Here is a 21294-nt window from a genome sequence, read left to right as displayed (position 1 = left end):
CTCAAAGACAGTCGCGAACAGCCTCGCGCAACGCGCCGGACTTGGCCCAGGGCGGCCCCTGATAAAGCGATACGCGGCTGCCATCCCTGGATTTCACGATATCGACAATTTCGTCAGCCGTGATGATGCTGGGCGCCGTGATCCGGTAGCCATTGGAGATCCCCGTTTGAGCTGACGCGGGAATTTCCTTCTGCCACGCCGGCAGCACGCAGGCGGCATACTCCTTCGGTGTTTTTTCGCTGTATTTGCTGACATTCGGCTCACCCGGCACCACAGAAGCCGGCAATGAGCAACCCGCCAGTAATGCCACCACCACTCCTGCCATCAACATCCGCATGACGCTTCCTTTTTCCGAAAAAAGGCAATGTAGCGCGCCGTTCAGTAAACAGCACTCACTGTGGGGCGTTTTCATCCTTGGGGGACCTGGTGTTCAAATAGGTCATCCACCGTTCGTACGCCTCGTGCTGCCACTGGTTCACCCGCTCCCATTCCGGGCCGCTCAGTTGATGCGCTGAAATCAGATTCATCATTTCCGTGGTCGCCGCGTCCAGATCGACGATCAGCTCATGCGCGTGAAATCTAAAATCATCAGTTGCCGTCATTTCGAAGTTGCCTCGCCCTAGCAAAAGTTGACCACTTGAGTACGACACCAGATCTGTCCATTCCCGTTCAACTTCCCGACCAAAGGCTGTATGGACTGTTCAGACGAACAAAACGCCCTGATCCACGAATCGGGACTAAAATTTCGTAGCAGAGATGTTCAGGAGGTCGCCATGTGGCTTAACGAATCTGAAAACGAACTTCGGCGCGACTTGCAAAGCGTAGCGTCGGATTTGAGGTGGTCGGCGGTAGAGCTGTTGCGTATCGCGGAGCAACTGCGCCTGGCCGGAAATGATGTGGACGCACAAGCGACCCTGAAGCTGTGCGAGTTGTTTCAGGGCGATGAAGATCGACTGAAGGGTTATGCCGAGGAAGTGAAAGCCAAGGCCATCACACGAAACAAGACGCACTGACCGGAGCGCTTCCATGAACAAGCCTCTATGCGTGCTGGTTGTCGCACTGGCAGCGCTGGGAGGCTGCAGCACCGAATCACGCGTCTACCGTGACCAGCCGCTGGTCGCCAAGGTCGAAACCGGCATGAGCAAGGAGCAGGTCCAGCAGATTGGCGGGCAGCCTCAATCGATCAGCGATCGCACGGTCGTGCCCGGCACCTGCTTTGACTACAAATTAGTGAAAGCCGGCCAGCAGCAGTCGTATAACGTGAGTTTCGATGGCAAGGGCAAGGTCGATCACAAAAGCTTCATGACCTGCGCGGAATGGAGCCATGCACAGCAAAAAGCCAGGGAGCCTTCCCATACGGGCGGGACGGGTGGCGGCGGCGGTTATTAGTCCGGCGGCAAGGTATGAAAAGCCCCGGCAAACCGGTCATGCTGTTCATTTAAATGCAGGCACCCATTTGTGGCGAGGGGATTCTGCGAAACGTCGCACCGCCCCGTTGGGTCGCGAAGCGGCCCCTGCGTCTGACCAAACAGACTGAATTGTCTGGATTTGCGACTGCTTCGCAGCCGAACGGGATAAGTCCCCTCGCCAAGGGTTTCTCTGATTCAAGACTCTCTTGAGTGAACAGCATTACGGCAAACCGGGGCAGGAAGCCGACTATTTATTTGTCGGCTTTGCGGCTATCGACCGGTTTTTTCGCCCGCGCCTTGTAACCGGGAAGAGATGCCGCAAAGGCCAGTGCCTCTTCTCTGCTGGCAAAGGCTGCCAACCGGTCGCCTTGTGTGCATACCCGCCAGGGGCCGTTGTTTACGCTGAGTACGTCATAACCGTTCATGTGCATCTTATTCAGCATCGGAACGCTCATAAGTTACCTCCATCTCGGTACTGATTTCAGAACTGACTTGCCTACCTTACACCCACCCTTCGCGCAGATGCCGACCAGACGTCGCGACAGGATTCCGACATTCGGTTGCACTTTCAGCCCCAGAGACGCCTCCAACCTGCCAGAGGCCGTCTAAACCGGGAGCGGCCCGAATATTGCATTTTTATTACCAAAATATGACAGCAGGCAGTCAGGTAACACATGAAAGTACGTGCAACCGTCATTTGTGAGCAGGACCGGCACATTCTCCTGGTGCGCAAGCCAAGGGGCCGCTGGACACTGCCCGGCGGAAAAGTCGAGCGCGGAGAAACCGTCGCCGCCGCGGCCATGCGCGAACTGTGGGAAGAGACCGGGCTGGGAGCCGACGACTTGCTCTACCTGATGGAGTTGGACTCGGGCGACATCCGGCACCAGGTTTACGAGGCATCGGTGCTGAACTCGAATGAGGCACGCCCGCAAAATGAAATCTTCGATTGCATGTGGTTTCCGATGGACGCGGTACACAACCTGAACACAAGCGACGCCACGCTGAGAATCGTCAGGGCGTTTCAGCGTCGCCTGTAGTTCTCTGTATTTTTCAGCCCTGGTCACCACCGCCCACCGGCATGATCATGCCCGTGATGTAGGACGCTTCGTCGCTGGCCAGAAACAGAATAGCGCCTGCCTGTTCATCCAGCGTGCCGTAGCGTTTCATCAGACTGCTGTCGAGCGTCTGGTCAACGATTTGCTGATACCACACCTTTTCCTCAGCGCTTTGTTCGGCGCTGTTGCGCGGAATCACCCGTGGCGGCGCTTCGGTGCCACCGGGTGCCGTTGCATTGACCCGAACCCCACGACCGGCAGTTTCGAACGCCAGGCAAGCGGTCAGCGCATTTACCCCGCCCTTCGCCGCACCGTACGGCACGCGGTTGATGCTGCGGGTGGCGATGGACGACACGTTGACGATGGCGCCACTGCACTGTTCCAGCATGTATGGCAATGCGGCGTGGCAGCACCAAAGCGTCGGAAACAGCGAGCGACGAACCTCGGCCTCTATCTGCTGTGCTTCGTAATGCTCGAAAGGCTTGGCCCAGATCGTCCCGCCGACATTATTGATGAGGATGTCGAGCCGCCCGAAACGCTCGACGGCGGTTTGCATCACGCGGCTGCATTCGGCGTACTGCTCGAGATCGGCGGTCAGCGCGAGCACCTGGCTGTGCAGGCCCAATTGTTGTTGCACTTCGAACACCAACTCGGAGCGATCGACCAGAATCAACCGCGCGCCCTCCGCCGCCATGCGTTCAGCGACGCGCCGGCCGATACCTTGGGCAGCGCCGGTGATCAGCGCGACTTTTTCGTGAAATCTGTTCATGTGTACCTCGTGACGACGGATGCCGGTCAACTGCAGGAGCGGGCTTGCTCGACGCCTTCGCGAGCAAGCCCGCTCCCACATTGGATCTGTGTCGAGAGCGGTGTTTGTGTACATCCCCACTCCCGGTGCGCGACTCATGCCGCGCTGGCGGCAAACTTCTCGTAGTAGAAGTTCACTGGCGCGATGCCTTGTTCGCGAATGTATTGGCTGACCGCCTCGACCATCGGCGGCGGGCCGCACAGGTAGACATCGACATCGCCATCGTTCAAATGCTTCGGCTCGATGTGCTGGGTCACGTAGCCCTTGAGCGGGTGCTGGCTGTCAGGGCTGGCGACGCAAGCGCTGAAGCTGAAATTCGGGATGCGTGCGGCGAAGGCTTCGAGTCGATCCATTTCCACCAGATCAAAATCGTTGGTCACGCCGTAGATCAGATGCAGCGGGTGCTCACTGCCCTGCTCGGCGATTTTTTCCAGCATCGCGGTGAACGGCGCCAGGCCTGTACCGCCGGCCAGCAGCAACAGCGGGCGACGGATGTCGCGCAGATAGAAACTGCCTAACGGCCCGGCCAGGCTCATGCTGTCGCCGGCCTTGGCCATGCCGGTGAGGAAACTGCTCATCAGGCCGCCAGGCACGTTACGAATCAGGAAACTGACTTCGCCGTCACGTTGCAACGAGCTGAACGAATAGGCGCGAGTCTGCTCGCTGCCGGGAATCCCGAGGTTCACGTATTGCCCTGGCAGGAACGCCAGTTTGCTCAGCGCCTCACCTTTGATCGACAACGCGATGGTGCTGTCGGACAACTGGCGCACGGCGCTGATGGTCGCCTCAAAACTGGCCTGTTGCGTGCGGCAGACGTCCGAGGAAACCGGTACCCGCACCACGCAATCGCTCTGGGCGCGCATCTGGCAGGTCAGGACAAAACCTTGCTCGGCTTCGTCGGCCGTGAGGGCGTCTTCGATGTATTCCTCGCCCAGGTCGTAGCGACCGGCCTCGGCGAAACACTTGCAAGTACCGCAAGCGCCGTCGCGGCAATCCAGCGGAATGTTGATGCCCTGGCGGTACGCGGCATCGGCCACGGTTTCGCCAACGTTGGCGTCGATGAACCGGGTGACGCCGTCTTCGAAATTGAATGCGATGGAATGAGTCATGACGGCCGCCTCACAGGTGGTAAACATCGATGACCTGACGAACGTAGTCGTTCTTCAGGATCACTTTCTTGGCCTTGATCAGCGGGTTTTCACCGCGCACATCCAGGGTGTAGAAACTGCTGCCGAAATAACTGTCGACGGTCTTGTAGCGAAAACTCAGGGTGTGCCAGTTGAAGCGCACCTTGCAGAGGCCGTCGGCCTGTTCCAGCAGCTCGATGTTGTTGATGTTGTGCGAGGTGCGGGTGTCCGGCACGGTGGCGCTGGAACGCTCGGTCTTGATGCGGAAGATGCGGTCTTCCAGACCGGTGCGGTTGCCGTACCAGATCAGCGAGATTTCCCGCTGCGGGTCTTCGGTCAATTCGTCGTTGTCGTCCCAGGACGGCATCCAGAACGTCGCGTCCGGAGCGTACAACTCCAGCCATTCGTCCCATTGCCGTTCATCCAGGTAACGGGCTTCGCGGTAGAGGAAGTCGCGAACGCTGTCGTAGGTAATAGTCATTGCACGGCCTCCACAGCAATCAACCGGGATTCTTCGGCAGCCAGCGCCTTGAGCATCGTTTGCTGCCAATACTTGTGTTGCAGCACGAACAGACCTTCGTCTTCGGTGCGCACGCCGCTGAGCAACGGATGCAGGTCAATTTCTTTCGCCGCATCGTCGGCGCCTTCGATCCAGTGCTCGGCGCCACGGGACATGTCGTTCCACGCGGTCACGCTGCCCTGATAGCTGGTCTGGCACGAGCGGAACTCTTCCAGATCGTCCGGCGTGGCCATGCCGCTGACGTTGAAGAAATCCTCGTACTGACGAATGCGGCTCGAACGGGCGTGGTCGCTTTCGCCTTTGGGGGCGATGCAATAAATGGTGATTTCCGTGCGGTTGACCGAGATCGGCCGGGCGATACGAATCTGTGAGCTGAACTGGTCCATCAGGTACACGTTCGGGTACAGGCACAGGTTGCGCGAGTTCTCGATCATCCAGTCCGCGCGAGCCTTGCCGAAATCCTGGGCCAGTTCATCGCGGCGCTCGTACAGCGGGCGATCTTCCGGGTTGGCCCAGCGGGTCCAGAGCAGCATGTGGCCCTTGTCGAAAGAATAGAAACCACCGCCCTGCTTGGCCCAGCTGCCGGCGCTCATGGTCGGATTACTGTCGCCGGCCTCGCGCTGCTTGCGCTGGTTCTGAGTGGCGGCATAGTTCCAGTGAACCGAGCTGACGTGGTAACCATCGGCACCGTTTTCGGCAGTGAGTTTCCAGTTGCCTTCGTAGATGTAGCTGGAGGAACCGCGCAGCACTTCCAGGCCATCGGCGGACTGGTCGACGATCATGTCGATGATCTTCGCCGACTCGCCCAAGTGCTCGACCAGCGGCACGACATCAGCCTTGAGGCTGCCGAACAGGAAGCCGCGATAGGATTCGAAACGGGCGACTTTGGTCAGGTCGTGGGAGCCTTCGCAGTTGAAGCTCGCCGGGTAGCCGGCCGCTGCCGGGTCTTTGACCTTCAGCAGTTTGCCGGAGTTGTTGAAGGTCCAGCCGTGGAATGGGCAGGTGTACGAACTCTTGTTGCCGGACTTGTGCCGGCAGAGCATCGCGCCACGGTGACTGCAGGCGTTGAGGAAGGCATTGAGCTCACCGTCCTTGTTGCGCGCGATGAAGATCGACTGGCGCCCCATGGTGGTGGTGTAGAAATCGTTTTTGTTGGGAATCTGGCTTTCGTGCGCCAGGTACAGCCAGTTGCCTTCGAAGATGTGTTCCATCTCAAGGTCGAACAGTCGCGGGTCGGTGAACATCTCGCGCTTGCAGCGATAGATGCCCTGTTCTGGATCGTCCTCGAGCAGGGATTGAAGATATTCGGGTCGCAGGGTCATGGCCGCCGCCTCCATTGTTATTGTTCAGGCAAGGCTCATGCTAGGACGGGGCAATGGGAGGGACTATCCGCTGGGTGCAGACCTTTATCCGTTTAGTGCAAGGGGATGAAACTGTGGGCGCCGGCTTGCTGGCGTTCGGCACAACGCGATACGCCAGGCACACCACCCTTGTGTAGGAGCCGGCTTGCTGGCGATTCAGGCAAAGCGGCGGGTCAGATGTACCGCGTCGCCTGAATCGCCAGCAAGCCGGCTCCTACAGTTTGTGGTGTACCGGCAATCATTCGCGGCGCTTGAGGGTGTCGGAGGGCAATTCGCCGAACTGTTTACGGTAATTGTCAGAAAACCTTCCCAAATGCAGAAACCCATAATCCATCGCCACTTCCGTGACGTTGCGCACGTTGCAGGTCGGGTCGATCAGGCAGGCGTTGATGCGTTCGAGGCGTTTCTGCCGGATGTAGTTTTTCGGCGTGGTGCCGGCGTTGCGTTCGAACAGGCCATACAGCGAACGCAGGCTCATCCGTGCCTGGCGCGCCAGTTCCGCGCTGTCGATGTCCTGCTTGAGGTTGCGCGCAATGTAGTCGGCGATCACCTCGAACGTGGCGGTCTGCGAACCGAGGCTGATACGGCTGACATTGGTCTGCATCAGGCTGAGCATCTTGCTGACGATGATCTGCGCGTAATGCTCCTGCACCTTGGGAATCTGTTCGGTGGCCTCGGCTTCCTGGCAAATCATCGCCAGCAGGCCGACAAACCCTTCCAGCTCATTGAGCTGATAACGGTTCTCGAGGAACCGCACGCCCTGCCCCGGATACCGCCAGCGCTGCTCGTCGCAGACTGATTCCAGCAATGACGTCGGGACTTTGAGGATGAATTTTTCGCAATCGTCGGAGTACGTCAGGTCCACCGGATCGTCGGGATTGATCAGCAACAACTCACCGGGCGCGAAGTAATGCTCTTGGCCGTGACCGCGCCACAGGCAATTGCCGCGCAGCAGCACTTGCAGGTGATAGATGGTTTCCAGCGCGCCGGAAGTGACGCGAACGCTGCCGCCGTAGCTGATGCGGCACAGGTCGAGACTGGCGAACTTGCGGTGATTGAGACTGGCCAGCGGGTGCCCGGCCCGGGGCATCAGGATGCAATGATTACCGACATGCTGATTGACGTAGCCCGACACCGCGTACGGGTCGGCGTGGTCAAATACGGAGCTGCGCTGACTCAACAGTTGCGCTTGCATCATCGGGTCACTCTCGTTGTTGTTATAGGGTGCATCGGGTCATTCTAAGGCAGTACTTGCAACGCTGTGTCAGTGGGCTGACATGTGGGCCTTTCTGGCCCCTTCGCGAGCAAACCGAATCGTCGCACCGCCGCTCCCGCATTTAACCGCGTTCGTTCTGAAGAAGCTCGGTCGAATGTGGGAGTGGCGGTGCGACGATTCGACTTGCTCGCGAAGGGTCCATCAGCTTCAACATCAATGTTGACTGACACTCCACTATCGCGAGCAAGTCGAATCGTCGAACCGCCGCTCCCACAGGGTTGCTGCTGTCAGTCCTCGAGTGCGCGAACCCGCTCGTGACGCTGCTGCTCTTCAGGCTGGGCTGACGACTGCAAGGTGAAATCGAATTCGATTTCAGCAAAGCGACCGCTCACACCATAAGCCGCCGCACGCGCCTGATCCTCGCTGAAGGTGATTTTCGCGATCAGCTCGTCACGGGTGGCGTAGGCGAAATCGTCGTGCAGGTATTGATCGCCGTCGAGGTTGATCTGAGTAGTCAGGTGACGATGATCCGGTGCCGAGATGAAGAAGTGCACGTGCGCCGGACGCTGGCCGTGACGGCCCAGTTGATCGAGCAGTTGCTGAGTCGGACCGTCCGGTGGGCAACCGTAGCCCGACGGCACGATGCTGCGGAAACGGTAACGGCCCTCGGCATCGGTGACGATACGGCGACGCAGGTTGAATTCCGACTGCGTGGTGTCGAAGTACGAGTAAGTGCCGCCCGTGTTGGCGTGCCAGACATCCACCACCGCGCCGGCCAACGGTTCGCCGGCGGTATTGAACACTCGGCCCTGCATGAACAGCGTCACACCCGGATCGACGCCATCATCCAGGCGCGCTTCACCTTGGGACAACGGTGCACCAGCCACATACAGCGGCCCTTCGATGGTCCGCGGCGTGCCGCCAGCCTTGCCGGCCTGCTCGTCTTCGGCGTCCATCAGCAGGTCCAGGTAATGTTCCAGACCGAGCCCGGCCACCACCAGGCCCGCTTCCTGACGCGCACCCAATACGTTGAGGTAATTAACGGCTTTCCAGAATTCTTCCGGCGTCACGGCGAGGTCTTCGATGATGTTCACCGAGTCGCGCAGGATGCGGTAGATCAGTGCCTTGACCCGCGGATTACCGGCGTCATTGAGCAGGCCGCTGGCCTCTTCGAGAAATTTCTGGGCGCTGGCAGTGTGGGAAATCTTGACGTTCATGGTGGTTCCTCATCTTGTAATTATTAGCGTGGCGAACTGAACAGGCTGGGTTCAGCGGTCATCCTCGCGGATGGAAGAAGGATGCCGGCACATCGCGGTGACTTCGATCGCCATGTACGGGTACAGCGGCAATTGCATCAGCAAGTCGTGCAGCTCTTGAACGCTGTCGACATCAAACACGCTGTAATTGGCATAGAGCCCGGCGATACGCCACAGGTGACGCCACTTGCCTTGTTCTTGCAGGCACTGGGACAGGGCTTTTTCGTCAGCCTTCAACCTGGCGGCTGCTTCAGGATTCATGTCGACCGGCAGGTTCACGGTCATTTTTACGTGGAACAGCATAATGCTCTCCTCAGGCTAGATGAATGGCGGTAGAAGTTTTGTCGCGACGGAAGAACGCCAGGCGTTCTTCATCGATGCTCAGCCCCAGGCCCGGGGTTTTCGGCACGTGCAGTTCGAAATCGCGGTAGACCAGCGGCTCGCTGAGGATGTCTTCGGTCAGCAGCAGCGGGCCGAACAGCTCGGTGTCCCACGCCAGTTTGTTCAGGGTGATAAACGCATGGGCCGACGCCAGGGTGCCGATGCCGCCTTCGAGCATGGTGCCGCCGTACAGGCCAATGCCGGCCGCTTCGGCAATCGCGGCGGTTCGCAGCACGGCACGCGGGCCGCCGTTCTTGGCGATCTTCAGGGCGAACACCGATGCAGCGCCTTCACGGGCCAGGTTGAACGCGTCTTCCACGCACTCAATGGATTCGTCCGCCATGATCGGCGCCGGGCTCATGGCGTTCAGGCGCGCCATGCCGGCGCGGTTGTTGCGCGAAATCGGCTGTTCGATCAGGTCGATGCCGTTGGTGCCGAGAATCCGGCAAGCGCGCAACGCGACGGCTTCGTCCCAGGCTTGATTGACGTCGACCCGCACGCTGGCACGATCGCCCAGGGCTTTCTTGATCGCAATGACGTGGGCCAGATCGCGGTTGACTTCGCCGGCGCCGATTTTCAGTTTGAAGATGCGATGGCGGCGCAGGTCGAGCATTTTTTCCGCTTCGGCGATGTCCTTGTCGGTGTCGCCACTGGCCAAGGTCCAGGCCACCGGCAGTGCATCGCGAACCCGCCCGCCCAGCAGTTCGCTGACCGGCAGGCCAAGGCGTTTGCCCTGGGCGTCGAGCAACGCCGTTTCGATACCTGACTTGGCAAAGGTGTTGCCCCGAATGCTGCGCTCCAGGCGCAACATCGCGGCGTTCACGTTGGCGCTGTCCTGGCCGAGCAACAGCGGCGCGAAGTGGCGGTCGATGTTGGTCTTGATGCTGTCCGGGCTTTCGTTGCCGTACGCCAGGCCACCGATGGTGGTGGATTCGCCAATGCCTTCAATGCCATCGGCGCAACGCACGCGAGTAATCACCAGGGTCTGGTTCTGCATCGTGTGCATCGCCAGCTTGTGCGGGCGGATGGTCGGCAGATCGACGATGATCGTCTCGATCGATTCAATGGCAGTTTCAAGCATGGCGATACCCGTCAGGTTCTTAAAGTTCTGGAACCGATTCTGGTACGGCTTTTTTCGGGAAGCCAATATAGAATTGGTCTGACTTGATACCTTAAAGGTATGAAACCAAATTGTTTGCGGAGGTCCCATGGAACTGCGTCACCTGCGGTATTTTCAGGTGTTGGCTCAAACCCTCAACTTCACCCGCGCCGCTGAATTGCTGCACATCGCCCAGCCGCCGCTGAGCCGGCAGATACAGCAGCTGGAAGACGAACTCGGGGTGTTGTTGCTGGAACGCGGGAGGCCGCTGAAGCTGACCGAGGCCGGGCGTTTTTTTCATGAGCACTCCACCGCCCTGCTCGAGCAACTGGGCAAGGTCTGCGACAACACACGACGGATTGGCCTGGGCGAAAAAACCTGGCTGGGTATCGGTTTTGCGCCGTCGACACTCTATGGCGTGCTGCCGGAACTGATCCGCCGGTTGCGCAGCGGCGAGCCTCTGGAGCTTGAGCTGGGACTCTCGGAAATGACCACGCTGCAACAGGTGCAGGCGCTCAAGGCCGGACGGATCGACATCGGTTTCGGGCGGATCCGCATCGACGACCCGGCCATTATCCAGACTGTCTTGACCGAAGACCGGCTGGTGGCCGCCCTGCCCGCCGGCCATCCCCTGCTGGCCGGGCCGATCAGCCTGCGCGACCTGGCGAAGGAACCCTTCGTGCTGTACCCCGGCAATCCGCGCCCCAGCTACGCCGACCATGTGATCGCGTTGTTCGAGTCGTACGGTGTGAGCATCCATGTGGCGCAATGGACCAACGAGCTGCAAACCGCCATCGGCCTGGTCGGTGCGGGAATCGGCGTCACCCTGGTGCCGGCCTCCGTGCAATTGCTGCACCGCGACGACATTGGTTTCACGCCGCTGCGGGAAGACAACGCAACTTCGCCGATCATCCTTAGCCGGCGCGTAGGCGATGTATCGCCGGGGCTGAATCATTGTTTGCGGATGATTGATGAGTTATTGCCAAGGGACTGACCGGTAAACACCCGGTGACCGACGCGCATGTCGACGTTGAGAACGGGCACGATCAGGACGCAGATACATTTTGTCATAACTTCCTGCCCCAACCCGACTTTGTCGCCTGCCGGGAAAAGGTGATCATGGCCGGCGCACGGAACACGGCAATACCCTGTCATATCTTTCCGCAGTCCGAATGGAATTCGGCAGTTACGGTTTTGCGACCGTAATGTTCAAGGAGTAAGGATGCTTCGCCCATCGACATTCAAGTCATCCATTCGCCTTTATGGTCTGGTCAAACAGGTGAGCGGCGCTCAGGCCGGACTCGCGCTGACGACCCGAGACAGTAAGGGCCACCCTGCCGTTCAGGCCTTCGTTTCCAGGCTGGACGCTGAAATCATGGTGCGCACGTGCGGTGATGAAGGTCTGCAGGTGCGGCCTCTCTCGCAGTTCTTTGACCCTGACTCTTTCCTCGCCGCCAATCGTGGCTGGCTGACGCTGCATATCGGTTGCGGGTTTGCCGCTCACACCGACAGGCTGATCGAAACCGATAAACGATTACGCCCCATGGGTTGGTTCATTCATGCCGATATCGGGAAGTGGACGCCTGACCACTACGTGTGTTGGGGCGAGCAACTCCCCCGTCAGCTCAAGGCGACTTACGACGCTGCCGGCCTGCATCACTACAACACCCTGCTCAACGAACTGGACGATGCAACGGCATACGATCTCCAGTGGCATACCGCAGAAGCCCTCAACGCTTTGCCAAGCGGTACATGCACCACCGAAAACCCCACACAGGTCGCACTGTTTGACGCCATCGAATGCCGATGGTGTTTCGCAAAATCGAATGCCCAAGGGAACAGCTTGCACGATACGCGCGTGCTTCAAGGAGGATTGTCATGAGTGGAAAACCTGCGGCACGGGTCACCGACCCCACGGCGTGCCCACTTCCGGGTCACGGTACGAACCCGATTGTCAGCGGTTCTGCGGATGTCTTTTTCGACGGATTGGCCGCCGCCCGGCAAACGGACACAACGGCCTGCGGGAGCGCATTGACCAGCAACGTCGTTCCCAATGTGCTGATCAATGGTCTGCCGGCGGTGACCATCGGGACGTTGGGTAATCACGGAAACGTCGTGGTGGGTGGATCCGGCACCGTCATCATCGGAATGAGTGGCGGAGGGGCCGCAGTATCAGCCGTCGCGTCGTTGCTCAAACTTCCGACGCTGTGCCTTCCCTGCTTGCTGGCAGCAGCCAAAAGGAACGCCAGCTTTGTTCCGCTGGAAAACCTCGGAGCCTCCCAATGATCCCGGATGACCAGACACCCCCTGTGGATCTGCAAACACGGAATTCACTGCAGGCGATTCAGCGGGCTCGCAGAGCGAATCCCGGTCTGCGTCACTATGCATTGGTTGACGGCGCGTGCTATCTGACACTGACCAAACGCTTCGATGAGCCTGGCGACCGGGTTCAATGGCAATGGTTGCTGGAAGGCACCGAGCTGGACGAAATCAAGCACGCGGGCCCGGCGCTTGTGACCTTTACGGACGACGACGCGCTCAGCGATCAGCTACTGCTCTGGCTGATCGGCAGGGATCAGCAATCGCCCCTGGTGTCCTGGCTGTGGAGTGAACAGGGGTTCGAGACTATCGCCGCTCACCTGAAAAACCAGTTGTTTACCCGCCTCCCGGACGGTCGCCGTGCGTTGTTCCGCTATTACAACCCAACCGTGCGCCAGGCCCTCGAACCGGTATTGACCGAGACGCAACAGGCGGAGCTCATGTCCGGCATCCTTTTTTGGCAAACCTGGCGGCCCTTGCAGCGAGATTACCTGACCTTCACTGCACCGAAAAAACCGGAGGTTTCCAGTGCTTGAACTCAGCGCAAAACAACTCGAACAACTGGATCACATCCGTCAGGACGAAGTCATCGACAAACTCCTGCTCGAAGTTCGTCAGCAAGACCCCGCGTGGTTCGCAAAAGTAGGTGAACCCAAAGCCAGTGCGTATCTCAGACAGCTACGTGATGAGGCCGAAGCGTTTGGAATCGTGGCCCCTGAAGAGACCGAACTGTTCATGCGCTATGGGTTGTACAAGCCCGGCTTTCAGACATCGCCGGGGTTTGTGGAATGGATGCAACGCCCCGTTGCCGATACGCCGGAACAACGTTTTCGAGATTACGACAGCGTCATGCAATACATTGACGCACTAAAGGAATGGCCACGCGCCAGGTAAACCAGGGACGACAATGAGCAACCTTCTGAAAACACCCGGCACCGAAGGCTCCGGCGAACAACTCGCCCGAGGGCCGTTTCCCGTACCTCGCGGAGGCCTGCGCGGTCCTCTTGAAGGGATCCGGGTTCCGCCACCGACCCGCTTGCCCGCGCCACCGCCCCGCCCTGCTCCCATGCCGGCACCTCAACCGGCGCCCAAACCGATGCCGATGCCACAGGCTCAACCGAAACTTCAAACCGACCAGAAAACCGACGCGCCACCGGTGACTCGCGAACAGACACGCCAGAAGGAAGAGCAGTGCAAGAGCGAGAAAAAAGACTGCGTGGAATGCCCTCCGGACAAAGGCGTAATGGCGATCGCCAACAACGGCAAAGGTCACAGCATGTCTGACCTGTCCTCTCGCTATCAGCAATGGGTGACGAACTTCCCCTTCCCGAACGAATGGCGATGGAGCAACACCTGGTGGGACGGTTTTGACAAAAGCCGATGCACATTGCTGGAGGCCAAGGCTCGCTATGCCTTCATGTTCATCCCGGTCCTGAATACGCCTCGGCCCTGGGCAAATGTCAGAGAAGAATTGATTGCGCCCGCCAGAGCCCACTCACAGAAAGCCAGGCCTACGCCTCCTGTTTCGGTCGAGTGGCATTTCATGCAACGTGTGGTCTACGAATACTGTTCAGAACAATACAGCGATCTGGGCCTGACCAACCTGAGGGCGTTCTGGAACCCGCTGCCCGGCAGCAAGGACCAGGAAGAATACGATGAGCTGCGCAGGGAAGAAGAGAAGCAAATGGAGGAGTACTACAGAGACAACCCGGGATTGATCGCATAGTCCGACCCGCAACTCATTCAAGGTATCAGCATGACCCACTTCAAAAGCTTCATTTTCACATTCAGGTTCAACAAACCGGCCATTACGTCACTTCCCCTTGAGCTGCAGATAGAAAGAGCGGCCAGGTTTTTGCGAGAGCTCGGAGCCATCAGTCCGCTTCTGGCCAACTGGTATCTGCAAGGGAAAAGCCTCAAGGACTCACTTGCAACCAACGTCAGTACCGACACTCAAGCGCTGATCGACAAGGTAAAACGTGCTCATGATCCGGAGCTTCCTGACCTGACCGAATTTTCGGTCTGGAACGCCATCCAGGACCCGCTTGAGGGAGGCGTCGCTTTTCATTACAGCGCACATAACCTCGATTCCGTTTCAGCCATGTCCTTCGAGGACGCCGGCGCCTTATTGATGAAGTTCGAGCACCCGCAGGAGATGTTCTCCGAAATCATCAGCCTGGCAGTGAATATCTGGCCTGAAATTGACTGGGTCACCCTCGTACCGGCCAGTTACTTCAGAAAAGGACGTGTCTTCAAAGACCGGCAGACGATTGGGTGGATCGGCTTTTGCCCCAAATCGTTGAACCCGGCAGACTTCCCTCAGGCACACAAACTGGTTCCTGTGCCAGATCGAGGAACCATAGTCATCAGCTGCCCTGAGGTGATGAACGAGCAGAATCTCGACCACGTTGAACGGGTTGGGGATATCGATACAAAACTGGTAGAGCTGGGTTATTTGCCGATGTTTCTGAACTGAATCCTGGCGGAAGGACGCATCAGTCAGCGTCCGCGCCCCAGATCCAGTTCCAGATCCCCGGCAATTTCACTGGTTGCGCACTGTCACGAACGGTGCGCGCCATGGCCGCCCGTTGCAGTTCGGCTTGATCATCGTAAAACGGCTTCTGCGCCGTTTTCACGCCGGTCGCCTGTGCACTGTCGAGAAGGATTTTCAGGTATTCGCGGGCATGTCGGGCCGTGTAGCGATTGAGGTCGTGGAAGGTCACCACCACCGGGATCACCCCATCCACCGTCGGCAACTCACCCAATGCGATGCGCTCGCGCACCTCCGACATCTGCCGCAGCATGTTAGCCCGGCGCCGGGGACTGGCGTTGAAACCCCAGATCTTGCCGTCGTTGGCACTCAGGTCGGTCAGCAACACGTGCATGCCGTGCTTTTGATAGGCCGCGAAGACCCGTTTGTCGTAGTTCCAGAATGGCGGACGCACCAGGGTCGGCGGCGCGCCGGTGATCGCGGCAATGTCGGCACTGCCTTTGGTCAGCGACTGTTCCAGCTCTTCCGGGCTTAGTGAGCGGTGATTGGTGTGCCAGTGAGTGGCCGTGTGAAAACCCAGTATCTGCCCGTCGGCCTGTTCGCGGCGCATGACCTCGCGGCCGATGTCGCTGTCGCCCGCCCGTGGCGCGCCGGTCTGCACGAAGAACACCGCTTTGAGGTTCGGTTGCACCGGGTTGGTGGCCAGGCTGTCGAGGATCATCATCGTCGGGTTCCATAAACTCGACGCGCTCGGACCGTCATCGAAGGTCAGCAGAAAACGGATCGGCGGTTGCGCACGCAGCCGCTGTTCCGTCTGTGCCGTCATTTCTATGGGAGCCGCGATGCAACCCACCAGCCCGACGGCAATGGCAAGTGCGCAGAAAACCTTGAACAGCTGTTTCATCGTGTGCCTTGGGCCTGACCGTTGAGCCCGCACACGTGTGCGGGCGCCGGTTGGATCAGGTTACACAGTGTTTGGTTCCAACGCTGCGTCGGTTACTGATTGAGTGCCTGCTGGAACGAGCTGTCGATGATCGGCGCGGTTGCCAGTGCCGAAGGCAGCGCCTTGACCTTGAACAGGAAGTCCGCGGTGCTCTGCAAATCCTTGGCCGCCTGCGCGTCTACCGGGCCGACAGTCATGTGCGCCTGACGCAACCAGTGGCGAGAAACGTTCTGGTCGAGATTGGCCTTCTTCGCCCACAGATCGGCGTACTCGTCGGTGTGGTTGTCGACCCAGGCCCGAGCCTTTTTCAGGCGCACCAGGAAATCGGCAATGGCTTCGCGTTTGCTGTCGATGGACGGTGTCGACGCGGCGATGGCGCTGAGGCCCGGCATCAGGTTCTTGGCGGTGAGAATCGGTCGGGCGCCGGAGAACAGGATCTGTTGGGAAATGTAGGGCTCCCACACCGGGAAGGCATCGATGCTGCCCTGCGGCAACGCGGCAGCGGCATCGATCGGCATCAGTTTGATGAAGTCGACGTAGTCCTCCGGCAGGTCAGCTTGTTGTAACGCGCGCAGGGTCAATTGCTGGCTCCAGGCGCCGGGCCAGTAGGCGACTTTCTTGCCCTTGAGGTCGGCGATGGTTTTGACCGGCGAATCCTTCGGCACCAGCAACGCGATCGTGTCCGGGTTCTGTCGCGAGACCCCGATCAGCTTCACCGGCGCCTGTTTGGCGGCGAGGAACAGGAAGCCCGAATCACCAAGAAAACCCAGGTCCAGCGCGCCGGTGTTCAAGGCTTCGGCCAGCGGCGCGGCGGCCTGGAAGTGCTTCCAGTCGACGGTATACGGCGCGCCTTCCAGCACACCCGACGCTTCCACCGAGGCGCGCACGTTGTAGTAGTTCTGATCACCGACGTGCAGGACGACGGGGTCGGCGGCGTAGGCCATCGGTGCGGTAAACAACGCGCTGGTCAACAGACCGCGCACAAATCGGGACAGGTTCATGGGGGCTCCTTGAGAGTGAATGCCATAGACCATAACGCTCTTACAGATAGCTTTTTAAATTCTATTTATGCATAAGCTCATGACCGTCAGGCAACACTGTTTGCTCAGCAACAGCGACTCGACAGACTGTTTTCCCGGCAACATCCCCTTGGCTTCAGACCCCACGCCAAGCCTTGAACCAGCGCGAAATCCGCCACATGGCACAGAGCCTGCAATATTCCGTTTACGCAGGAACCATTCATAAAAAATGATCTTTTGGAAATAAGACATTCAACGCCTTGCCGGAGCTGATCTCATGAAGTCCACCTTCCGTTTTCCCACCGTCAGGTCTCTGCTCAGCGCCTGCGTCCTGGCCTTGAGCCTGCAACCCGCAGCGCAGGCTGCGCAAACGCCGCCGGCCGAAGTGCATCTGGATTACGCCTATTACTCACCGGTCAGCCTGGTGCTCAAGCATTTCGGCTTCCTGGAGAAAGCGCTGCCGCAGACCAAAGTCAGTTGGGTGCTCAGTCAGGGCAGTAACCGTTCACTGGAGTACCTCAACAGCGGCGGCGTCGACTTCGCGTCCTCCGCCAGCCTCGCCGCGGTGCTCAGCCGCGCCAATGGCAGCCCGATCAAGTCGGTCTACGTCTACAGCCGCGCCGAATGGACCGCGCTGGTGGTGCGCAAGGACTCGCCCTACAAGACCGTCGCCGACCTGAAAGGCAAGAAGATTGCCGCCACCAAAGGCACCGACCCGTACCTGTTCACGCTACGCAGCCTGCAACAGGCCGGCCTGAGCAAGGACGATGTGGAACTGGTGCACTTGCAACACCCGGACGGTCGTACCGCGCTGGAAAAAGGTGACGTTGAAGCCTGGGCCGGCCTCGATCCGCACATGGCCGCGAGCCAGGTGCAAGCCGGTTCGCGCCTGCTGTATCGCAACACCCGTTTCAACAGTTACGGCGTGGTCAGCGTCACCGACACCTATGCGAAAGAGCACCCGCAGACCATCGAAACCGTCCTGAAGGCGTACGAAGAGGCTCGAGAGTGGGCGGTGAAAAATCCTGATGAGCTGGCGAAATTGCTCGCCACCGAATCAGGCCTGCCGCTGGAAGTGGCCAAGTTGCAGCTGTCGCGCACCGACCTGAGCAGTCCGCAACTGACCGCCAGGGACGTGATCGCTTCCAAGGCAGCCGCGCCGATTCTGGTCTCCGAAGAGCTGGTTCGTCGTGGGGTGAATGTCGATCAGGTGATCGATCAACTGATCGACACCGGCTTCAAGGAAACCGTGGCTCGTCAATAAAAGCAAAAGATCGCAGCCTGCGGCAGCTCCTACATTGGGATATGCGTTTCTCTGTAGCAGCTGCCGCAGGCTGCGATCTTTTGATCTTGCCGCAAATCAGCACTGTAGCCCGCGCCTGTCGCGGATTCATCGTGCCTGGAGAATTCCATGACCAGCAAAAGCAAACCCCTGCCCCTCGAATTACCATCACCGCGTAGCGCCACGCTTTCCTTGAGTAACGCCTGGCGCCTGCGTCTCAAGGGCCTGGCCTTGCCGGTGCTGATCATCCTGGTGCTGGAATGTATCGTACGCATCGGCTGGCTACCGTCCTACCAAATGCCCGCGCCCAGCGAAATCGCCCTGACCCTCGCAGACCTCGCCGAAGGCGCGTTGTGGAAACACATCAGCGCCAGCCTGTTGCGGGTGCTGCTGGGTTTTGCCATCGGCGCCGGCCTGGCCCTGGTGTTTGCTGCCTGGGTCGGTTTGAGCCGCGAAGCCGAAGCCTGGCTGGAGCCGACGTTCGCCGGCCTTCGCTCGATTCCGAGCCTGGCCTGGGTGCCGCTGTTGTTGCTGTGGCTGGGCATCGACGAAACCTCGAAAATCGTCCTGATCGCCATCGGCGCGTTCTTCCCGGTGTACCTCAACGGCGTCGCAGCCATTCGCGACATCGACCGAAAACTGGTGGAAGTCGGGCAAATGTATGGTTTCAGCCGGACGCGGCTGGTCCGCCGAATCCTGCTGCCGGCCGCCCTGCCCGGCCTGTTCACCGGGCTGCGCAGCGGCATGAGCCTGGCCTGGATGTTTCTGGTGGCCGCCGAGCTGATCGCCGCGACCAAAGGCCTGGGTTATCTGCTCAGTGACGGTCGGGAAACGTCTCGCCCGGACATCGTGCTCGCGGCAATCATCGTGCTGGCGCTGCTGGGCAAACTCAGCGACGGCATCCTCGCGGGCCTGGAGAAACGTTTCCTGGCGTGGCGCGACACTTTCAACGGCCAGAGCGCAGAGGATTGAGCCATGAGCGAGCACCTGCTGGACATTCGCGTCGAGCGCAAAACCTTCGCCAGCACCACCGTGCTGCAAAATATTCACCTGCAATTGCAGCCCCGGGAAACCGTCAGCCTGCTAGGCCCCAGCGGTTGCGGCAAAAGTACGTTGCTGCGAATCGTCGCCGGACTGGAAAAGGACTTTCAGGGAGAGCTCGACAGCCGCGCCGGTGAAGTCGCATTCGTGTTCCAGGAACCACGACTGATGCCATGGCTGACGGTCGAGCAAAACATCGGCTTCAGCGCCGACAACCATTACGACAAGGCCTGGGTGGCGCAACTGATCGATGAAGTCGGCCTGACCGGTTTCGCAGACGCCTTGCCCAAGGCGCTTTCCGGCGGCATGGCGCAGCGGGTCGCCATTGCCCGCGGCCTCTACTCGCGACCCGATGTGCTGCTGCTCGACGAACCTTTCAGCGCGGTGGACGCTTTCACCCGGATGAAACTGCAGGACCTGTTGCTGGAGCTGGCCGAGCGTCACGCCATCGCCCTGCTGCTGGTCACCCATGATGTCGATGAAGCGCTGTATCTCAGCGACCGGGTGCTGGTCATGGACAATCGCCCCAGCCGCATTCGCCAGGAACTGGCCGTGCAATTGGCGCATCCTCGCGACCGGCGTGATCCGCTACTCGCGCAACTCAAGGCGTTGTCGTTGACCGAGTTGCAGCGGGCACATGTGATCTGAGGCGCGACTATGCTGAAACCTCGAGGGGAGGATTCGGTCATGTGCGGACGACTGTCGCAGTACCGGGGTATCCACGATTTTGTCGCGGCGCTGAGCATTCCCGACGCGCTGATCAACCACGTCGGCGACGAGCCGTTGGCCCGCTACAACGCGGCGCCGACCAATCAACTGGCGTTGTTTCACCTGGAAGACGTCGGGCTGGTGGCCGACAAGGTGCGTTGGGGCTGGCGGCCGCATTGGGCGAAGGATCGCGCAGCACCGATCAATGCCCGCGTCGAAAAAGTCGCCCATGGCCCGTTCTTCCGCGCTATCTGGCCGCACCGGGCAATCGTGCCGATTGATAACTGGTTCGAATGGGTCGATGCAGGCGATTCGACGCGACAACCTTGGCTCATCCGTCGACGGGACCGCGCGCCGATTTTCTGTGCCGCGATTGGTCGGTTTCCTACGGGTAGCGAGGAAGCACGAGACGACGACGGCTTCGTGATCATCACCGCAGACAGCGCCGGCGGCATGCTCGATATTCATGACCGCCGACCGGTGGTGCTGTCGCCGGAACTGGCAAGGGAATGGCTCGCCCCCGCCACCCCCCGGGATCGCGCTGAACAAATGGCGTTGCTGCAAGGCGAAGGCAGTGAGAATTTCGAGTGGTACAAGGTCGGCAAAGCCATCGGCAACGTCAAAAACCAGGGTGCAGAGCTTATTCATGAACTGGCATGAAACTATCAATACCGATACAAACGCAATCGTATTTAACACCTGTCTATGCGGGCTAATAACTTCAGCGTTACAGAGAGTGTTTCACCCAGGAAACACTTATAGAAGTCTGGCGATTTGATCTTTTAACCGCTTGTCTGACATTGTCATCGACTTACATACATTTAGAATCACTACGGATAGCATGCGCGCCGCATTTCCATGGGTACCGCCCAGTTGACCAAAGAGTCAACAACTAAGGAAATCCCTACAACAAGCCTTGCAGAGAACTAAATGCGCGACGATTTTGCAATTGATCAAGTCGTTAGTCTGGAGTGCGTTTATCTTTCGATGACAGAACACTTTCGACTTAACTGTTTTATCGAACATTACATCAAGACCCGGAACCTGCGATCAGTTCCGGGGATTGACGGCGTCCTGCGTTCAACCCTTGGGCGCTATCCGGGCAAGCCTCCGGTGATGGTCAATGAGCTGAATGCGTGGATCGACAAGACCCTGGGTTATCGAGCCGCTCACCCTGATGTGTTGCAGTTGGATGACGCTTGAAAAAGGTCCGGGATGTCATTGGGCAAAGGAGCTGGACAGTCCTGTAGCTTGCCTGA

General features: G+C 59.2%; 28 protein-coding genes. 15 read left to right on the top strand and 13 right to left on the bottom strand.

Going from position 1 to position 21294, the window contains the following annotated elements:
- Window position 1 precedes the first annotated feature (1 nt).
- Both PMI01S_RS26815 and PMI01S_RS26810 read right to left on the bottom strand, forming a co-directional pair.
- Window positions 2-337 (bottom strand): hypothetical protein, encoded by a 336-nt coding sequence (locus PMI01S_RS26815; RefSeq protein ID WP_084323102.1) that lies wholly within the window; start codon window positions 335-337, stop codon window positions 2-4.
- A 55-nt stretch (window positions 338-392) separates the two neighbouring features.
- A complete protein-coding gene (locus PMI01S_RS26810; protein WP_084323101.1) occupies window positions 393-602 on the bottom strand; it encodes a hypothetical protein in 210 nt (69 codons plus the stop codon).
- Between the two features lie 171 nt (window positions 603-773).
- Here PMI01S_RS26810 and PMI01S_RS26805 point away from each other — a divergent pair, with 171 nt between their 5' ends.
- Window positions 774-1013: a hypothetical protein gene (locus tag PMI01S_RS26805; RefSeq protein WP_084323100.1), complete on the top strand. Its 240-nt coding sequence runs from the start codon at window positions 774-776 to the stop codon at window positions 1011-1013.
- A gap of 13 nt (window positions 1014-1026) precedes the next feature.
- The gene (gene osmE / locus PMI01S_RS26800; protein ID WP_084323099.1) at window positions 1027-1389 is read left to right on the top strand and encodes an osmotically-inducible lipoprotein OsmE; all 363 of its coding nucleotides are present in this window, start codon (window positions 1027-1029) and stop codon (window positions 1387-1389) included.
- 271 nt (window positions 1390-1660) lie between these two features.
- Here the strand turns inward: osmE and PMI01S_RS26795 are convergent, their stop codons facing one another.
- Window positions 1661-1864, bottom strand: a complete 204-nt coding sequence (locus PMI01S_RS26795; RefSeq protein WP_084323098.1) for a DUF2188 domain-containing protein — start codon at window positions 1862-1864, stop codon at window positions 1661-1663.
- A gap of 219 nt (window positions 1865-2083) precedes the next feature.
- On the opposite strand from PMI01S_RS26795, the gene PMI01S_RS26790 reads away from it, so the two are divergent.
- Window positions 2084-2446 carry an NUDIX hydrolase gene (locus tag PMI01S_RS26790; protein WP_084323097.1) on the top strand — a complete coding sequence of 121 codons (363 nt, stop codon included), beginning with the start codon at window positions 2084-2086 and terminating at the stop codon, window positions 2444-2446.
- 13 nt (window positions 2447-2459) lie between these two features.
- Here PMI01S_RS26790 and PMI01S_RS26785 read toward each other — a convergent pair whose 3' ends face one another.
- From PMI01S_RS26785 to PMI01S_RS26750, 8 genes are all read right to left on the bottom strand, one after another.
- Window positions 2460-3233, bottom strand: coding sequence for a 1,6-dihydroxycyclohexa-2,4-diene-1-carboxylate dehydrogenase (locus tag PMI01S_RS26785; protein WP_084323096.1), 774 nt, complete (start codon window positions 3231-3233; stop codon window positions 2460-2462).
- Between the two features lie 134 nt (window positions 3234-3367).
- Window positions 3368-4381, bottom strand: coding sequence for a benzoate 1,2-dioxygenase electron transfer component BenC (gene benC / locus PMI01S_RS26780; RefSeq protein WP_084323095.1), 1014 nt, complete (start codon window positions 4379-4381; stop codon window positions 3368-3370).
- Window positions 4382-4391: 10 nt separating this feature from the next.
- On the bottom strand, window positions 4392-4880 hold the full coding sequence (gene benB / locus PMI01S_RS26775) for a benzoate 1,2-dioxygenase small subunit (protein ID WP_084323094.1): 489 nt from the start codon (window positions 4878-4880) through the stop codon (window positions 4392-4394).
- Window positions 4877-6241 carry a benzoate 1,2-dioxygenase large subunit gene (benA, locus tag PMI01S_RS26770; protein ID WP_084323093.1) on the bottom strand — a complete coding sequence of 455 codons (1365 nt, stop codon included), beginning with the start codon at window positions 6239-6241 and terminating at the stop codon, window positions 4877-4879. The genes benB and benA overlap by 4 nt, the downstream gene beginning before the upstream one ends.
- Window positions 6242-6518: 277 nt before the next feature.
- Entirely contained in the window at window positions 6519-7478 is a 960-nt protein-coding gene (locus PMI01S_RS26765; protein ID WP_084323092.1) for an AraC family transcriptional regulator, read from the bottom strand.
- A gap of 305 nt (window positions 7479-7783) precedes the next feature.
- Entirely contained in the window at window positions 7784-8713 is a 930-nt protein-coding gene (gene catA / locus PMI01S_RS26760; RefSeq protein ID WP_084323091.1) for a catechol 1,2-dioxygenase, read from the bottom strand.
- A 51-nt stretch (window positions 8714-8764) separates the two neighbouring features.
- A complete protein-coding gene (gene catC / locus PMI01S_RS26755) occupies window positions 8765-9055 on the bottom strand; it encodes a muconolactone Delta-isomerase (protein WP_084323090.1) in 291 nt (96 codons plus the stop codon).
- Between the two features lie 10 nt (window positions 9056-9065).
- Window positions 9066-10214, bottom strand: coding sequence for a muconate cycloisomerase family protein (locus PMI01S_RS26750; protein ID WP_167362926.1), 1149 nt, complete (start codon window positions 10212-10214; stop codon window positions 9066-9068).
- Between the two features lie 127 nt (window positions 10215-10341).
- Here PMI01S_RS26750 and PMI01S_RS26745 point away from each other — a divergent pair, with 127 nt between their 5' ends.
- The 7 genes from PMI01S_RS26745 (at window position 10342) to PMI01S_RS26715 (ending at window position 15027) form a co-directional block, all read left to right on the top strand.
- Window positions 10342-11226: a LysR family transcriptional regulator gene (locus PMI01S_RS26745; protein WP_084323088.1), complete on the top strand. Its 885-nt coding sequence runs from the start codon at window positions 10342-10344 to the stop codon at window positions 11224-11226.
- A gap of 228 nt (window positions 11227-11454) precedes the next feature.
- Window positions 11455-12114 carry a hypothetical protein gene (locus tag PMI01S_RS26740; RefSeq protein WP_084323087.1) on the top strand — a complete coding sequence of 220 codons (660 nt, stop codon included), beginning with the start codon at window positions 11455-11457 and terminating at the stop codon, window positions 12112-12114.
- Window positions 12111-12518, top strand: a complete 408-nt coding sequence (locus PMI01S_RS26735; protein WP_017339358.1) for a PAAR domain-containing protein — start codon at window positions 12111-12113, stop codon at window positions 12516-12518. Before PMI01S_RS26740 ends, PMI01S_RS26735 begins: the two co-directional genes overlap by 4 nt.
- A complete protein-coding gene (locus PMI01S_RS26730) occupies window positions 12515-13087 on the top strand; it encodes a DUF4123 domain-containing protein (protein WP_084323086.1) in 573 nt (190 codons plus the stop codon). Before PMI01S_RS26735 ends, PMI01S_RS26730 begins: the two co-directional genes overlap by 4 nt.
- On the top strand, window positions 13080-13445 hold the full coding sequence (locus tag PMI01S_RS26725; protein WP_084323085.1) for a hypothetical protein: 366 nt from the start codon (window positions 13080-13082) through the stop codon (window positions 13443-13445). Before PMI01S_RS26730 ends, PMI01S_RS26725 begins: the two co-directional genes overlap by 8 nt.
- A gap of 13 nt (window positions 13446-13458) precedes the next feature.
- Window positions 13459-14277 (top strand): Tox-REase-5 domain-containing protein, encoded by an 819-nt coding sequence (locus PMI01S_RS26720; protein ID WP_276526380.1) that lies wholly within the window; start codon window positions 13459-13461, stop codon window positions 14275-14277.
- 30 nt (window positions 14278-14307) lie between these two features.
- On the top strand, window positions 14308-15027 hold the full coding sequence (locus tag PMI01S_RS26715; protein WP_084323084.1) for an Imm52 family immunity protein: 720 nt from the start codon (window positions 14308-14310) through the stop codon (window positions 15025-15027).
- A gap of 19 nt (window positions 15028-15046) precedes the next feature.
- Here PMI01S_RS26715 and PMI01S_RS26710 read toward each other — a convergent pair whose 3' ends face one another.
- On the bottom strand, window positions 15047-15946 hold the full coding sequence (locus PMI01S_RS26710; RefSeq protein ID WP_084323083.1) for a polysaccharide deacetylase family protein: 900 nt from the start codon (window positions 15944-15946) through the stop codon (window positions 15047-15049).
- Between the two features lie 92 nt (window positions 15947-16038).
- Window positions 16039-16986 (bottom strand): ABC transporter substrate-binding protein, encoded by a 948-nt coding sequence (locus tag PMI01S_RS26705; protein ID WP_084323082.1) that lies wholly within the window; start codon window positions 16984-16986, stop codon window positions 16039-16041.
- 295 nt (window positions 16987-17281) lie between these two features.
- Between PMI01S_RS26705 and PMI01S_RS26700 the strand changes: the two genes are divergently transcribed.
- The 5 genes from PMI01S_RS26700 (at window position 17282) to PMI01S_RS26680 (ending at window position 21238) form a co-directional block, all read left to right on the top strand.
- Window positions 17282-18268, top strand: a complete 987-nt coding sequence (locus PMI01S_RS26700) for an aliphatic sulfonate ABC transporter substrate-binding protein (RefSeq protein WP_084323081.1) — start codon at window positions 17282-17284, stop codon at window positions 18266-18268.
- 147 nt (window positions 18269-18415) lie between these two features.
- Complete coding sequence (locus tag PMI01S_RS26695; protein ID WP_084323080.1) at window positions 18416-19258, top strand: ABC transporter permease; 843 nt, start codon at window positions 18416-18418, stop codon at window positions 19256-19258.
- A gap of 3 nt (window positions 19259-19261) precedes the next feature.
- The gene (locus PMI01S_RS26690) at window positions 19262-19975 is read left to right on the top strand and encodes an ABC transporter ATP-binding protein (RefSeq protein ID WP_084323079.1); all 714 of its coding nucleotides are present in this window, start codon (window positions 19262-19264) and stop codon (window positions 19973-19975) included.
- A gap of 39 nt (window positions 19976-20014) precedes the next feature.
- Window positions 20015-20695: an SOS response-associated peptidase gene (locus PMI01S_RS26685; protein ID WP_084323078.1), complete on the top strand. Its 681-nt coding sequence runs from the start codon at window positions 20015-20017 to the stop codon at window positions 20693-20695.
- A gap of 270 nt (window positions 20696-20965) precedes the next feature.
- Window positions 20966-21238 carry a hypothetical protein gene (locus tag PMI01S_RS26680; RefSeq protein WP_084323077.1) on the top strand — a complete coding sequence of 91 codons (273 nt, stop codon included), beginning with the start codon at window positions 20966-20968 and terminating at the stop codon, window positions 21236-21238.
- Window positions 21239-21294: the final 56 nt, after the last annotated feature.

The organism is Pseudomonas migulae NBRC 103157 (genome assembly GCF_002091715.1).
In the GTDB taxonomy this organism is placed as follows: Bacteria; Pseudomonadota; Gammaproteobacteria; order Pseudomonadales; family Pseudomonadaceae; genus Aquipseudomonas; species Aquipseudomonas migulae_A.
This window is presented reverse-complemented; position numbering and strand designations above follow the sequence as displayed.